Origin of the sequence: Corynebacterium sp. sy017 (genome assembly GCF_017918135.1) — a bacterium.
Lineage (GTDB): Bacteria > Actinomycetota > Actinomycetes > Mycobacteriales > Mycobacteriaceae > Corynebacterium.
The window spans coordinates 173189-188480 of the sequence record NZ_RZUE01000001.1; the positions used below are offsets into that span (position 1 = coordinate 173189).

Sequence of the window (15292 nt, forward strand, 5' to 3'; positions counted from 1 at the left end):
ACCTACGTGTAATCTCTTATCTGAATTCATGCTCCTCGTGCTTCATTGTTTGCACAAAACTGCTCCCTAATACGCAAAGACGTCTAAAGGAGCACAAAGATCCCCAAAGGCAGTAGAAAACCAGGGCAAAAATACTAGACTATGACCAAAGAACTTTTTAGGAGAAAACTTATGGAGCATAGCATAAGCCATAATGTGCCGGCGGAACGCAATGTTATTTGGCAATGGCATACTGCACCTGGTGCCATAACAAGGCTCATGCCCCGCTTTTATCCTTTCACACCCCATAGCATTACCCCATCCTTATCTACTGGTACTGTTGTCTATCACCTTCCTGCCGGTCTGAAGTGGCAGTCTCGTTATGATCTTTCTGGTTATCTATCGGGATACTGTTTTAGTGATGTGTGTACAACATCCCCTATTCGACACCTATCCCATTGGCGGCATACCCATGTTTTTGCCACAAGCGATTCCTCCGCAACGCAAACAAAACAACTCCCGACGACAAAAATTACCGACACTATATCGACGAGACTCCCCCTACGCTCTATAACTGCTTACCTTGCTTACCGACAGCACCAGCTCATTCAGGATATTACTGCTGCACAACGTTTTCATATGCTCTTTGGCACAAAGATACCACTCTTATGCTCTGATGCCATCAGATTACCACTACGCATTGCACTCACGGGAGCAACAACTACGCTTGGGCGAGCACTCGCTGCCCAGTTAAATACTCTTGGTCATCACGTCATTGAGCTTAACGAGTATCAGAAAAAGCACAATACCCATGATCTCGGCAATGAACATCGCTGTTGGACTCCTCATAGTCCAGCACATGATCTGTTAACAGGCGTTGATGTCTTAGTCCATCTTGCTACGCAACAGCCAAAGAAAAATGCCACAAATACCACATCGCATGAGGCAACTGAGCTACTGATCAATAATGCTCATGCGCATGGCTGCACCAATGTCATCATTGCTGATCATTCGCATACTGAACCAGAAGCCTTACAACACTACCTTTCTCAGTATTCTAGGGAATCAATGCGCATAACCTATGTGAGCAGCAGTACTGTCGTCAGTGGTGCTCATGGCATTGTTCCGCTACTAAAAACTCTGTTTTCCGCAGGTCTAGGCGTAGGAAGTCGACTGATGAACAACGAAACATGGTTCTCTTGGATTAGTATGGATGACCTCACTGATATCTATGTGCGAGTAATCCTTGATGAGAGTATTTCAGGCATTCTTGACGCATCAAGCCCAGAGAATATACAGATAAAGCAACTGGTACAGCACTTAGGCCACACAGTAAAGCAATCAGCCAAACTTCCGTTTCCTACCTTTGCTGCCTTTAATCCTCAATCACTATTCCGTACAACTGCGTGGGATAAGTCGTTTTTCTCCCACAGTAAAACCACGTCCAAAAAACTCACAGAGCTCAACCATACTTTCCGCTATCCGACGATCGACCTTGCCCTTACCCATGAGTTAGGCACCGAACAACTTTATAGCGCACAAAAATAAATCAATAGGCTATGAAACCACTCATAGCCTATTGATCACGTCGTTAAGCAAGAACACGTCATAGGGAGTTCTCTGATTCAGATGCAGCAGGAGTCTCACTTTCTTGTGACACTGCCGTTTCATCATCAGCCGACACAGTGCTATCGTCCAACTCTAGATGAGCGAGATCAGTGTCTACAGAATCACTTGACGCATGAGATTCTCCATCATCTCCGTCTCGTGTTTCTTCTTGTGCTCTGGAGCGAACCTCTTCGATATTATTCATGATCGTATCCAACAAACCATTAATATAGTCTGGTGCCGAATCGATCGAATACTGCGAAGCAAGTTCCACTGCGTCAACAAGCGCCGCTTTCAGAGGGACATCTTCATTAAAGAGCATCTCCCAAAGTGCAACACGCAACACTGCTCTATCGACGCCAGGGATACGACTTAATTCCCATTCATTGCTCAAATGCGCAGCAATTGTCTCATCTATGCGATCGAGTTCCTCGGCCACTCCCTGCACAATTACCTGCGTATAGTCGGCAATAGGGGCGACAGCATTGTCGAGATCTTTAGCAAGCTCTACCCGTTCTGCCACAATAGCAACTGGATCTACGTCGCGAGTTTCTGCCTCGAACAAAATCTCCACCGCACGACGACGTGCTTTATAGCGTGATCCATGACGCTTAAAATTACGTGCAGCAGCACCAGCCTTTTTGTTTTTTTCTTCCACTGGAATATTCTCAGACCTCAATTATTTGGATAGAAACGTGTGCACCAGTATGGTGCACAGAGTTGAGATTAGTTATTGACGCGAGAGATATACGAGCCATCGCGCGTATCAACTTTTACGATGTTTCCAGTCTCAATGAACAATGGAACTTGAATCTCAGCGCCAGTTTCTAGAGTAGCTGGTTTAGTACCACCGGTAGAACGATCCCCTTGCAAACCTGGATCTGTGTGCTCGATACGAAGATCCAAAGAAATAGGCAACTCAGCAAATAGTGGCTCACCTTCATGGAAAGAAACTTGAACGGTGGTGTTTTCCAGAAGGAACTTTGCTGCATCACCAAAAAGATGAGGTGCAAGTTCGTGCTGCTCATAAGTCTTAGCATCCATAACGACATAAGAAGATCCATCATTATAGAGGTAACTCATATCACGTCGATCAACAGTTGCTGTTTCTACCTTGACACCAGCGTTGAATGTTTTATCAGTTACTTTGCCTGACACCACATCTTTGAGCTTGGTACGTACAAAAGCAGGACCTTTACCAGGTTTTACGTGTTGAAACTCAATAATTTGCTGTAGCTTATTATCAATCTTAAGTACAAGACCATTCTTGAAATCAGCAGTGGTTGCCACGAGAAAACTTCCTTATAGTATTTGGCATCATGAATATCAGTACCGATTATGCACAGAGTGCATAAAACAAACTAATGTTAGCAGATTCCTACCTTAAACGCAGTTTCGCCTCGGCTAGGCGTGGGCGGCTACCCAATAACCTGAAACTCTTTACTCAAACTATTCGTAAGATTCTCTGGCTGTCCTGATGTAATGATGAGCGTATCCTCAATACGCACCCCACCCTTACCAGGGATATATATCCCAGGTTCAATCGTCAATGTCATATTTTCTTCTAGCACACCACTTGCCCCTCGAGCAGCATACGGTGCTTCATGCAGATCTAAGCCCACACCATGACCCGTTGAATGAACAAAATATTCACCATAACCCGCGTCGGTAATAATATCGCGACATGCCTTATCAACATCAGCTAAGGCAGTACCTGCCACAGCAGCTGCACAACCTGCTTGTTGTGCACGTAATACCACATCATAAATTTCACGAGTGAAATCAGTAGCATGTCCCATGATGAACGTTCTTGTAGTATCCGAATTAAAACCATGTGCATGAGCACCAAAATCAATGGTGACAAAATCACCTGCTTGGATAACTCGATCTGACGCACCATGATGCGGTTTAGCAGAATTAGGACCAGAAGCAACGATGGTATCAAAACTTGGGCGTTGCGCACCTTTTCGACGCATCCGGTACTCCAAATCTGCTGCAACATCAGATTCTTTACGCCCAACTGCTAATTCACCCGCGTCGATAAGCTCTTGTAGAGCACTATTAGCTAGATCTGCGATTGCTCTAAGGCCATCAAGTTCCTGAGGATCCTTGACACTCCGGATTTTCTCAATGACCCCACGTACTGGCACCAAAGTAATATCTTCCCCCACGGCAGACTGGAGTTTTTCCAGTTCTGCCACAGACACATAATCAGCCTCAAAACCTACGCGACGAGATCCGGTTACTTGCTTGAGCAATTCCACAGCAGTATCTCTAGCTTCCACGCACTCAAGATCTGGTACTTCCTCTGCTATCTGAGTCACATAGCGACCATCAGTAGCTACTTGTGCAGATAAGTCTTTCGCCAAAATTAACGAACCATTAGACCCGGAAAAACCAGAAAGGTATGCCACATGAGTCAGATGCGTAACCAGCATCATGTCTACTCGCTGTCCAGCTAATGTTGCTGCTAGGTTACGTCGTCGATTTGCAAATCGAGTATCAGAAAGAGCCATTATCTTCGAGTTTCCTTTCCAGCAAAATGCGTAAACGATGAAGCTGTCACTGCTATTGTAGCGTGCCAGAGAAGTGCTCTAAAGCATAAAGATACCCAGCTGTACCCAAACCAGCAATCACGCCCAGAGCGATAGGTGATAAATAGCTATGATGTCTAAAAGGCTCTCTGGCATGAACATTCGATATGTGTACCTCAATAAAACCCACACCATCGCTTACTTCTGCAAGGGCATCTCGCAACGCTACTGAAGTATGGGTAAAACCACCGGGGTTAATCACTACTGCCCAATTTTTATCAGCAGCTTCATGCACCCATTCAATCAGTTCGCCTTCATGATTGGATTGACGAGTTTCTACGGAAACTCCTAGCTCTTGAGCTTTACCATGAATCAGTGTTTCTAAATCACGCAAGGTAGTTGTGCCATAAATGTCTGGCTGTCTTTTCCCAAGACGATCAAGATTAGGACCATTAAGCACCAAGATATGCATTGTCATTTACTTTCTGTACTAGCAGTACCTGAGATTGCTTCATATGCTGCACGCATTTCTTCCTCTGTAGCATCCTCAATACGCATGGGATCAGCAATATCGTTAATAGCAACAAAACGAATACGCCCCGTACGATTCTTTTTATCATGACGCATTGCGACGAAAAGATCATCCCACTCTGAGGCACTATAGCTTGTTGCTAAACCTATTGAATCCAGAATTCTGCGATGTAAGTCTAATAATTCAGCAGAAATTATGCCCCGGTTGAAAGCCAAGTGAGCGATAAACATCATGCCCACTGCCACTGCTTGTCCGTGCCGCCATGTATAGTCTTCACAGCGCTCAACTGCATGCCCAAAAGTATGACCATAATTCAAGATTTCTCTTAACGAAGATTCAGTTAAATCTTGGCTCACTACCTGTGCTTTTACTTTTACGGAGCGCATAATCAATTCAGGCAATAGTCCTCGTGGGTCAAGGCATGAAGAATTACTGTGTTCATAGTGATCAATGATGACCGGATCAGCTATAAAACCCGTTTTAATAATTTCAGCAGAACCAGCAATAATTTCTTCTTTAGGCAGCTGATCAAGAAAATCTAAATCAATAAATACTGCACTGGGTTCGTGGAAAGTCCCCACAAGATTTTTCCCGGTCATAGTATTGACGCCAGTTTTTCCACCTACAGAAGCATCAACCATGGCTAATAAGGTGGTAGGAACATGAATAACCTTGATACCACGCATCCAAGCTGAAGCGACAAACCCAGCAAGGTCGGTGACCGCACCACCGCCAAAACCAATGACAGCATCATTACGGGTGAAAGAATGCTGTCCGAGAGTATTCCAACACTGTCCCGCTATTTCTAACGTCTTCCCCGCTTCTGCGTCTGGAACCCCCATCACCACAGCAATGATTCCAGCCTCGGCACATTTTCTAGCCAAATTATCTGCATGACTACGCACAGCTGGCTGAGTAATAATCGCGACGCGCTGTACTTCCAAAGCACGAATAAAATCAATAATTGTTCGTTCTAATCCGCGCCCAATGCTTACTGCATAAGGCGATTGTCCACGAACTTCAACGCGTGTTATGTCCTCAACCATTTTTCTGTACTCCTCAGCTATAAGCGATCTTCTCGTTAATGCACCGCTTATTCATTACCCGCTTCATTACTGCCCAGTTTCAATGAAACCAAGAATATCAGCTACCACTTTCTGTGGTCCGCGACGATCAGAATGAACTCTAAACCGAGACACCTCCCGGTAAAATGCCCTACGCTCTTTCAACAGTTCACGATAATGGCTAATCGGATCATTAGCTTGCAAAATCGGTCGATTGGTTCCTGAAAGCGTCCGACGCACACCCTCTTCAGCAGTGATATCTATCCACACAACTACATGGCTTTTGAGTAATTGCCGCGTCGCTTCTGTTATAACAGCTCCACCACCAAGGCTCACAACACCATCGCTACGCAATGCCTCTTGCACACATTGTGCCTCGACTTCTCGGAACTTTTCTTCACCTAGTTCATGAAAAACCTCTCCGCACTTTTTGCCATATTTCTGTTCGATCAACGTATCAGTATCAACGGTTTCTTTATGCAAGGCTCGTGCTAAACGACGACCCACTGTGCTTTTTCCCGCCCCAGGTGGACCTACAAGCACCACAATAGGACGAGTAACAATCGGAGCACTCATTGCATATTGTGCTTTTGCACCATCAGTTTGCTCTACTTTTTGTGTGTCGTCTCTTGTGATTTCTTGTGTATTTTCTTCTGTTACAGTCTCTACATCAGTCACTATGCACCACCTACTCTGATATTCTTTAAGCCTCAAACCGCAAGCGTGTGTCAATATATTGTTGGTAAGAATCTATGTTTCTCTTTGTTTCCCCCAGACTATCCCCACCAAACTTTTGCAAAACAGCTCGTGCAAGCACCAATGCCACCATCGCCTCTGCAACAACACCAGCAGCAGGAACAGCAACTACATCTGAGCGCTGGTGAATTGCTGTTGCAGCAGCACCAGTGTGCATATCAATAGATTTGAGTGCACGAGGTACCGTTGAAATCGGTTTCATCGCTGCTCGGATACGTAATGACTCGCCATTTGTCATTCCGCCTTCCAAACCACCAGCACGATTTGTTTCGCGAATTATTTTTCCGTCGTTATCACGAATAATCTCGTCATGTGCCTCTGAGCCACGTCGAGTAGCTTCAGCAAAACCGTCGCCAATTTCCACACCCTTGATCGCTTGAATGCTCATCAAAGCAGCCGCAAGTTGCCCATCCAGACGATCATCAGCAGATATGTGCGACCCTAGTCCAATAGGTAGTCCATCAACAATCACTTCAATAATTCCGCCAAGAGTATCACCACTCTTCTTTGCTGATTCAATTTCAGCAATCATGGACTGCTCAGCTTCTTTATCAAAGCAACGCACCGGAGATGCATCAATGCTATCGAGATCAGCGAAAGTAGGTGATACACCATGATAAGGTGTGGAACGCCCTATGGAAATAACGTGAGATAATACCTCAACACCTAGAGTTTCTCTTAAAAAAGCACGTGCCACCGTTGCTGCAGCAACACGTGCAGCTGTTTCCCTTGCTGAGGAGCGTTCGAGAACAGGGCGCGCTTCTGCAAAATCGTATTTCAGCATTCCAGCAAAGTCAGCATGCCCTGGTCGTGGTCGTTTAAGCTGAGCACCCCGACCTGACTGCATAGCTGCTGCTACTTCTGGATCCTCAAGATCAAGAGGGTCAGCGGACATGATTGTTGTCCATTTAGGCCATTCGGTGTTGCCAATCATAATGGCAATAGGACTGCCTAGCGTTTTTCCGTGTCGAATACCACCAAGAAGCGTTACCTCATCTGCCTCAAATTTCATTCGTGCACCTCTGCCGTACCCAAGACGACGACGAGCTAGCTGGAAAGAAATTTCTTCCCGAGTAATTGGTACACCGGCGGGCATATGTTCAATCATGCTCACCAATGCTTGACCGTGAGATTCTCCTGCAGTAGTCCAACGAAGCATAAAGGCAATTATTACATGAAAGTGCTCAATATCTATTTTTACCCCCGCCTTATCCCCTATATCTTTCTTTAACAGCACACAGCTAGATGTATTCATAGGCATAGATGCCCTAGCACTATGACAATAGTTGCTCCGATCATCGCTGGACCATGCGCTACACTCGATGTCCTTGCACCAAAGCAACGCCGTATGAGAAAAACCACAATAGATATTGCATTGGCTAATGCAATTGCCATAATCAGGTTTTTGATATGGAAAAGTAAGTCGACTCGTAAAAACTCTTTATACCCACTCAATGTAATTACCATACCGGTACTTACTGCAAGCCGAATATCTCCGCCACCTAATCCTCCTGTAGCGATAGCAATGAGTAGATAAACAATAGTCCATGCTAGAGCATTAAACACCGCATAACCCATTGCTGTAGGCATAACCACATATATGAGCGCTACAGATAACACAGCGCTCCAACAGGTATAGCGGTGCGCAAGCCTGTGCTGACGTATATCTTCTTTGCAAAGCAGTGCCCATACTAGTGCTAATAAGCCACCAATACTGATAACGCATAACATATCCCCCACCCCTGTATTAATTTTTCCGATGTTCCATTACAAATGGAGTGCTCTCATGTTAGCGCAATCCCAATGCTTGTTCTAGTGCTTGAAACATAACTTCCCGTGGAGCTTGCTGCCCCGTAAAAAGCTCAAATTGACTATAGGCTTGATACGCTAACATAACATGACCACCAACTGCAGGAATTGCTCTCTCATAGGCAAGTTCTTGTAAAGGAGTAGGCGCTGGATCATAGATAACGTCGATAAGCGGAGCATGAACAATCTGCGGTGCATATCGAGCGACAACAGCAGAAGGAACAGTAGAAATAATGACACTGCTCCCAGAACATATTTTCCCTAAATCCTCATCATAAGAATGCATATTAAATTTTGTTGCACTACGCTCAACCAAAGGAAGAAGTTCCGCAGTTTTATCACTTCGATTAATCACCGCCACATCATTGATACCAAGCTGAGCTAATGCCCATAATGTGGGGCGCGCAGTACCACCGCCACCAATAACTACTGCCCTGTCGCCTGGAGAAAATCGAGTAATCCCTAATTGTTCAAGGCTTCCTATGATACCTTCGCAATCAGTATTATCTGCATACCATCCTAAGTTTTCTGTAGCTACCAGCGTATTAGCAGAACCGATTTCTTGTGCACGATTACTTACAGTGTTTGCAAACGATAAAGCCGCAAATTTTGCTGGCATCGTTACTGAAAAGCCCTGATAACTATCAGAAAGTGAATGCACTAACCCAGGCAATTGTTCTGCTGTACATTCATAGCGATCGTAGTGCCAATTCTTTAAGCCAAGAGCAGCATAGCCAGCATTATGCACAATAGGCGACAAAGAATGTTCGATGGGATAACCAAGAACTGCGACTCTATGCATATCACCCATGTTCTCGCCTTCTTCATTGTTCCTGTGAAAGAACATACTCATTTTTTAATAAGAGATCAGATGTAGGAATACGTCGGTAGAGTATGCAAAAATCTCCACCGACGTTTTCTTTAGATTTTTTCAGGAAACAGTGTGCGCAAAAGACTCTCCTGATTTAACGATTGGAGTCTAACACTCCATTATCAGCAGATTGTTGAATTGCCGCTAAATGTTCCTCAAAGGTATTACTGAAAACAGTAGTTCCGTTCTTGTCAACAGTAACAAAGTAGAGCCATTGCCCTTCTGCTGGCTTTTCCATAGCTTCAATAGCTTTGACAGAGACACTGGCAATAGGCGTGGTTGGTAACCCATCCATGGTGTATGTATTCCATGGGGTCAAACGCGCCCTATCTGCGTCGGTAGTAGCCACCTCTTGTTCTGGCAAATCATAATTCACTGTAGAGTCAAACTCTAGGCGCTGTGGAACAGCTAACCTATTAAGAATAACGCGTGCGACCTTATCAAAATCATTAGCAGGTGCCTCTCGCTCAATGAGTGAGGCAGCAGTCAACAAGTCATAAGGAGAAAGATTAACCACCTGAGCACGATTAACAATATCGGTTTTCTCAAATTCCTTTGCGGAACGCTGAATCAAATCTTTAAGAATTTCTTTGGCATTAGCAGATGGATCAACAACATACTGACCAGGAACAATAAGCCCTTCAAGTCTACGCGGATCATTCCCACGTCCTTTGACTTTTTCAATTGCCCACTCTGGTACACCCAGCTCTACTGGATCGGTTTGCGCTGCAACATCCTGGAGAGATTGTGCACTAATACAATTATCAGCCCCCTGTGCACACGTCACTTGGGAAATAAGCGTATAGATGCCATAGCGAACATCTCCACCAACAACTTTTGAGTCCATTAAGGTAGAGCCACCCTGCACATTGAGCACTTCTACTTGATTTTTCTCATCAAGTAAAGCATTCACTGCAGCTTCAGCACTCATTTCCTCTTGAAGGCGATAAAATCCTGGTTTAATCTGCGAAGCACGAGGATTATTAAAAGCTGCACTCTGAAAAGCGTCATTAGAAGCAACAATACCGTCTTTACTCAGCTGTGGCCCCAACTCAGAAAGACTTGATCCCTCTTCAACTTGCACCAACTTGACTGTACCGTTGCCTGAACCAGAATAATCCGACTCACCATGGTTAAAAAAGTGCACTCCGATATAGATCACCGCACCGATTAAAAGCACCAGCGCAGCGCATAACACTGCAAGACCTCTTTGACGACGTTTCACGTATTTGCTTTCCATCCGCATTTTCGTAACAAACCTTCCGCATCTCCAAAGCGCTAGCAGTGTGACATAAAGTTTTACCACTAAACTCTGAATAATGTTTCTGAAAGAAGATTACAAGATGATTACAACATTACTCGGATAAACACAGACATTCGCAGAATAAATCAATGACATTCAAGATTATCGTCATGATCGTGCACATGGTCGTGCTGATATCTCTGTCGAGCATCTAACCAAGACTGCAAAATCTCTACTGCAGCTGCTTGATCAATCACGTTTCTGCTTTTCTTATGACTCCTACCAACCGCAGCCATAGCGTTATATGCCACAACAGTTGTCAAACGTTCATCAGCAAACCTTATAGCAACAAATCTGCCTTGCTGTTTTAAGCGCCGCTTCAGTCGAAACGCTATTTCTCTAGCATGACGCACGCTGCGAGAACCATTACCTTGGAGATCTCTCGGCAGACCAATAACAATTTCTACTACTGCATATTCATCAATCAAGTCCATTAATCGATCAATATCTGCACCATCAGGATCTCGGTAATGAGTAATTCTCGCAACTGTTTCTACTGGAGTAGCCAATCGTGCATCTCGATCAGAAACAGCCACCCCAATCCGCACAGTTCCTACGTCAATGCCAAGACGTCGACCCGCTCCTGGATCATTATGACCAGGGGTATCCGCATTGACGTAGCCCATCTACTCTCCTTAATTATTCTCAATCGCATCCTTAATAGCGGTAAATCCAGCATCTATGCCGGCAGCATCACTACCAGCTCCCTGAGCCATATCTGGTTTACCACCACCACGACCGGCAACATAACTGGCCAAAAGTTTTACTAAGTCCCCAGCTTTAAGACCACGAGATACTGCTGCTTGGGAAACGGCAATCACAAAAGGCACTTTTTCAGAATCCACACTACTGAGCACCACTACTGCTTCTTTAGAGCCAAAAGAGTTCTTCAGATCGCTTGCGATAGAACGAAGATCCTGGGCAGATACTCCATCAGGTAGTTGGCTGCATACCACTTCAACACCATTAACGAGAATTGCCTGAGACTTTAACTTTGCTGAATCAGCAAGCAGTTGCGCACGACGCATATCCTCAATAGTTTTTTCTGCCTCTTTTAATTTATGCACAAGCTGCTCAATGCGCTCTGGCAAATCCGAGGAAGGAGTCTTTAACATTGTGGCAAGGTTTTCTGCTAATACACGTTCTTTAGCCAGATAACGCATGGCATCAAGACCAGTATATGCTTCAATACGACGCACACCAGAACCCACAGAAGACTCATTAAGTACGCTAACAGGACCAATCTGTGAAGCATGCGCTACGTGGGTACCACCACATAATTCCATAGAAAATGGTCCACCGATTTCGACTACACGCACCACGTCACCGTAGTTTTCCCCGAATAATGCCATAGCACCCATCGCTTTAGCTTCTTCAAGTGAAGTTTCTACAGTATTGACTTGCCAATCGCGATCGATGGCTTCATTAGTGAGCAACTCAATTTGTTCTAGTTGCTGTGAGGTTAATGCATCAGTGTAGTTAAAATCGAAACGCAAATAGCCTGGCTTATTCATAGAACCTGCCTGAACAGCAGTAGAACCGAGCACCTGACGCAAAGCACCATGAATAAGATGAGTAGCTGAATGCGCTTGGCGTGCAGCATGGCGCCATTGTGTATCCACGCTCGCACGCACTACATCGCCAACGCTCATGCCGCCAGAAACTACATGAGCTTTATGCACCCAAAGTTTCTTAGCAATTTTTTGCACATCATCAATCTCGACAACACTGCCAGACATAGTGATCTGACCACGATCACCTAATTGTCCACCTGACTCAGCATATAGTGGTGAACGATCAAGAATAACCTCAACAGATGACGTAGTACCTTCAGGTACTTCATCAACTTTCTTGCCGTCGATAAGCAAACCAATGATTTTTGCTTCTGACTCTAATTCATCATAACCGCTGAATTGCGTTGGATTCTCATCCACCCATTGCCGATAGACTGACAAATCAGTATGACCATGTTTTTTCGCACGATTATCTGCTTTCGCACGTGCTTTCTGCTGTGCCATGAGGTCATTAAAACCATCAAGATCCACAGATAGCCCAGCTTCAGAAGCCATTTCGAGAGTCAAATCAATAGGGAAACCATACGTGTCATGGAGGGCAAAAGCATCAGAACCAGCAATCGTGCGTTTACCTGATTGCTTGATATCTGCCGCTGCTTGCTCAAAGAGAGATGTACCTGATTCTAGTGTTTTTAAGAATGCATTTTCTTCAGTGACAGCAACACGAATAATGCGCTCACGATTATCTGCAATTTCCGGATACGACGGAGTCATAGTATCCATGATGGTGTTGATGAACTTTTCCATGGTTTGTCCCTGTGCACCCAACAAACGTGCAGAACGAATAATTCTGCGCAACAAACGACGCAGAATATAACCGCGCCCTTCATTACCAGGGGTTACGCCATCGAGAATAAGCATCATGGCAGTACGTGAGTGATCAGCAATCACTCGGAAGCGGATATCATCCGTGTTGTTTTTCCCATACACGCTGCTGGTCAATTGCTCAGCTATATCAATAACTGGACGTAACAGATCTGTCTCATATACGTTCTCTACGTTCTGCAAAATACACGCAACACGTTCTACGCCAAGTCCAGTATCAATGTTCTTTTTCGGCAACGGACCAAGAATATGGAAATCATCTTTACCAATGCCTTCACCACGTTCGTTTTCCATGAAGACCAGATTCCAAATCTCCATGTAGCGGTTGTCATCAGCAATAGGACCGCCTTCTTTTCCATATGCACTGCCGCGGTCATAGTAAATTTCTGAGCACGGCCCGCATGGCCCCGGAACACCCATTGACCAATAATTATCTGCCATCCCTAACCGTTGAATACGCTCAGTAGGGACACCAATATGGTTATGCCAAATATCTGCAGCTTCATCGTCGTCAAGATAGACCGTTACCCACAATCGCTCTGGATCTAACCCATACCCACCATCTGCTACCGATGACGTCAATAATGACCAGGCATTCTCAATAGCGCCTTGCTTGAAATACTGACCAAAGGAGAAATTACCTGCCATCTGAAAGAATGTGTTGTGGCGCGTGGTAATTCCTACCTCATCAATGTCTAAGGTACGCACGCATTTTTGGATAGAAGTGGCAGTTCCATTAGCAAAAGGTGGCGTTTGCTGCCCCAAAAAATATGGCTTGAATGGCACCATTCCAGCATTGACGAATAGTAAGTTTGGGTCATCTAAAATCAGAGAAGCACTTGGGACAAAAGTATGTCCTTTTTTAACGAAGTGGTTAATAAAACGTTCTCTGATTTCGTGTGTTTGCACGATGGTATTCCTCGCTTTTGCTTTCTAACTACACAATGGCAAGCAGCAGCGCCCTAGGCGACACTGCAACAACTATTTTTCATTATCACTATTTAAGTTATGAGATTATTGTCGCATAGTACGACATACTACGCACATACACTCTACCCTCTTTGACACCACTTACCTACTTTCAACCTGACACCGCTATGGATCTACTGAGAGCGTGTATTACCGCGCACTATCCGACGCAATTTCCCCAGGTAATCACTAATCCTTTTCTCCACACCATGATCCGTAGGTTGATAATAGACTGCACTATCTAGTTCTCGTGGGATATATTGCTGGGTTATCACTCCCGACGGATGATCATGCGGATAACGATAGCCAACAGCATTACCCAAGCGTTGTGCACCAGCATAATGTCCATCACGCAAATGTGCCGGTACAGGTGGATTAAGCCCAGAACGCACATCATTCAAGGCCGCGTCGATTGCCCGCACTACTGCATTGGATTTAGGTGCCGTGGCTAGGTGAATAGTTGCTTGAGCCAAAGGTATTCTTGCCTCGGGCATTCCCAGCAACTGTGCTGCCTGAGCTGCCGATACAGCAATAGTCAATGCTTGAGGATCTGCCATACCGATATCCTCGCTAGCATGTACCATTAACCGACGCGCAATAAAGCGAGGATCTTCTCCTGCTTCAATCATCCTGGCGAGATAATGCAATGCCGCATCTACATCAGAGCCTCGAATAGATTTGATAAATGCACTTGTGATGTCATAATGCTGATCTCCATCGCGATCATAACGCACAATAGCACGATCGATATTTTCTTTTAAGATTTGTGGCGTCAGTTGTCCACCATCGGCAACTGCTTCAGCAGCCGCTTCAAGATACGTCAGTGCTCTACGTGCGTCGCCAGATGCTAACAAGACAAGTTGTGCAATAGCTTCATCAGTAACACTAATCCGACTCGCCAATCCACGTTCACTCTTAATTGCACGCTCAATTACTTCAGTAATATCAGCATCATCAAGAGGATGTAAATTAAGAATGAGCGAACGAGACAACAATGGTGCCACCACGGAGAAAGAAGGATTTTCCGTGGTAGCTGCTACCAGAAGAACAATTCTATTTTCTACAGCGGCAAGCAACGCATCCTGTTGAGTTTTAGAAAATCTATGCACCTCATCAATAAAAAGAACTGTTTTTTTATTATCAATTAACTCACGACGTGCCTGATCGATAACAGCGCGAACTTCTTTTACCCCAGAGCTAAGTGCCGATAGTCCTACAAATTGATACCCAGTAGTTGCACTAATCAACGAGGCAAGTGTGGTTTTTCCAGTACCAGGTGGCCCATACAAAATAACCGATGCTTCACCTGCTCCTTCGATAAGTCGTCGCAAAGGGCGCCCAGCTCCTAAGAGATGGCGCTGCCCGACGACTTCCTCAAGAGTTTGTGGACGCATTCTTGCCGCTAATGGCGCATGTTCATACGTAGAACGTTGCGCATCAGCTGAAAATAAATCATGCTCAGTCATCA

General features: G+C 45.0%; 14 protein-coding genes. 1 reads left to right on the forward strand and 13 read right to left on the reverse strand.

Annotation, left to right across the window (positions count from 1 at the left end; all coding sequences use genetic code 11):
• Positions 1 to 171 precede the first annotated feature (171 nt).
• Positions 172 to 1527 (forward strand): NAD-dependent epimerase/dehydratase family protein, encoded by a 1356-nt coding sequence (locus EML15_RS00785; protein ID WP_210471986.1) that lies wholly within the window; start codon positions 172 to 174, stop codon positions 1525 to 1527.
• Between the two features lie 58 nt (positions 1528 to 1585).
• On the opposite strand, the gene nusB is transcribed toward EML15_RS00785, so the two are convergent.
• From nusB to EML15_RS00850, 13 genes are all read right to left on the reverse strand, one after another.
• On the reverse strand, positions 1586 to 2245 hold the full coding sequence (nusB, locus tag EML15_RS00790; protein WP_255455966.1) for a transcription antitermination factor NusB: 660 nt from the start codon (positions 2243 to 2245) through the stop codon (positions 1586 to 1588).
• Positions 2246 to 2313: 68 nt separating this feature from the next.
• The gene (gene efp, locus EML15_RS00795; RefSeq protein ID WP_144272959.1) at positions 2314 to 2877 is read right to left on the reverse strand and encodes an elongation factor P; all 564 of its coding nucleotides are present in this window, start codon (positions 2875 to 2877) and stop codon (positions 2314 to 2316) included.
• Positions 2878 to 3005: 128 nt separating this feature from the next.
• Positions 3006 to 4103: a Xaa-Pro peptidase family protein gene (locus EML15_RS00800; protein ID WP_144272960.1), complete on the reverse strand. Its 1098-nt coding sequence runs from the start codon at positions 4101 to 4103 to the stop codon at positions 3006 to 3008.
• Positions 4104 to 4155: 52 nt separating this feature from the next.
• Positions 4156 to 4593: a type II 3-dehydroquinate dehydratase gene (gene aroQ, locus EML15_RS00805; RefSeq protein WP_144273430.1), complete on the reverse strand. Its 438-nt coding sequence runs from the start codon at positions 4591 to 4593 to the stop codon at positions 4156 to 4158.
• Between the two features lie 2 nt (positions 4594 to 4595).
• Entirely contained in the window at positions 4596 to 5687 is a 1092-nt protein-coding gene (gene aroB / locus EML15_RS00810; protein ID WP_144273431.1) for a 3-dehydroquinate synthase, read from the reverse strand.
• A 78-nt stretch (positions 5688 to 5765) separates the two neighbouring features.
• Positions 5766 to 6293 carry a shikimate kinase gene (locus EML15_RS00815; protein WP_144273432.1) on the reverse strand — a complete coding sequence of 176 codons (528 nt, stop codon included), beginning with the start codon at positions 6291 to 6293 and terminating at the stop codon, positions 5766 to 5768.
• A 127-nt stretch (positions 6294 to 6420) separates the two neighbouring features.
• Complete coding sequence (gene aroC / locus EML15_RS00820; RefSeq protein WP_144273433.1) at positions 6421 to 7632, reverse strand: chorismate synthase; 1212 nt, start codon at positions 7630 to 7632, stop codon at positions 6421 to 6423.
• 92 nt (positions 7633 to 7724) lie between these two features.
• Positions 7725 to 8204: a prepilin peptidase gene (locus EML15_RS00825; protein ID WP_144272961.1), complete on the reverse strand. Its 480-nt coding sequence runs from the start codon at positions 8202 to 8204 to the stop codon at positions 7725 to 7727.
• Between the two features lie 58 nt (positions 8205 to 8262).
• A complete protein-coding gene (locus EML15_RS00830) occupies positions 8263 to 9093 on the reverse strand; it encodes a shikimate dehydrogenase (protein ID WP_144272962.1) in 831 nt (276 codons plus the stop codon).
• Positions 9094 to 9247: 154 nt separating this feature from the next.
• Positions 9248 to 10399: an endolytic transglycosylase MltG gene (gene mltG, locus EML15_RS00835; RefSeq protein ID WP_144272963.1), complete on the reverse strand. Its 1152-nt coding sequence runs from the start codon at positions 10397 to 10399 to the stop codon at positions 9248 to 9250.
• A gap of 143 nt (positions 10400 to 10542) precedes the next feature.
• Positions 10543 to 11082: a Holliday junction resolvase RuvX gene (gene ruvX / locus EML15_RS00840; protein ID WP_144272964.1), complete on the reverse strand. Its 540-nt coding sequence runs from the start codon at positions 11080 to 11082 to the stop codon at positions 10543 to 10545.
• 9 nt (positions 11083 to 11091) lie between these two features.
• Positions 11092 to 13764 (reverse strand): alanine--tRNA ligase, encoded by a 2673-nt coding sequence (gene alaS, locus EML15_RS00845; RefSeq protein WP_144272965.1) that lies wholly within the window; start codon positions 13762 to 13764, stop codon positions 11092 to 11094.
• A 194-nt stretch (positions 13765 to 13958) separates the two neighbouring features.
• Positions 13959 to 15290, reverse strand: a complete 1332-nt coding sequence (locus EML15_RS00850) for a replication-associated recombination protein A (protein WP_144272966.1) — start codon at positions 15288 to 15290, stop codon at positions 13959 to 13961.
• Between the last annotated feature and the right edge of the window lie 2 nt (positions 15291 to 15292).

Excerpts from the sequence above, each read along its gene's own strand:
- EML15_RS00785 (WP_210471986.1), top strand. The coding sequence starts at position 172 with ATGGAGCATAGCATAAGCCATAATGTGCCGGCGGAACGCAATGTTATT.
- EML15_RS00800 (WP_144272960.1), bottom strand. The coding sequence starts at position 4,103 with ATGGCTCTTTCTGATACTCGATTTGCAAATCGACGACGTAACCTAGCA.
- aroQ (WP_144273430.1), bottom strand. The coding sequence starts at position 4,593 with ATGCATATCTTGGTGCTTAATGGTCCTAATCTTGATCGTCTTGGGAAA.
- EML15_RS00815 (WP_144273432.1), bottom strand. The coding sequence starts at position 6,293 with ATGAGTGCTCCGATTGTTACTCGTCCTATTGTGGTGCTTGTAGGTCCA.
- aroC (WP_144273433.1), bottom strand. The coding sequence starts at position 7,632 with ATGCTTCGTTGGACTACTGCAGGAGAATCTCACGGTCAAGCATTGGTG.
- EML15_RS00825 (WP_144272961.1), bottom strand. The coding sequence starts at position 8,204 with ATGTTATGCGTTATCAGTATTGGTGGCTTATTAGCACTAGTATGGGCA.
- EML15_RS00830 (WP_144272962.1), bottom strand. The coding sequence starts at position 9,093 with ATGGGTGATATGCATAGAGTCGCAGTTCTTGGTTATCCCATCGAACAT.
- mltG (WP_144272963.1), bottom strand. The coding sequence starts at position 10,399 with ATGCGGATGGAAAGCAAATACGTGAAACGTCGTCAAAGAGGTCTTGCA.
- ruvX (WP_144272964.1), bottom strand. The coding sequence starts at position 11,082 with ATGGGCTACGTCAATGCGGATACCCCTGGTCATAATGATCCAGGAGCG.
- EML15_RS00850 (WP_144272966.1), bottom strand. The coding sequence starts at position 15,290 with ATGACTGAGCATGATTTATTTTCAGCTGATGCGCAACGTTCTACGTAT.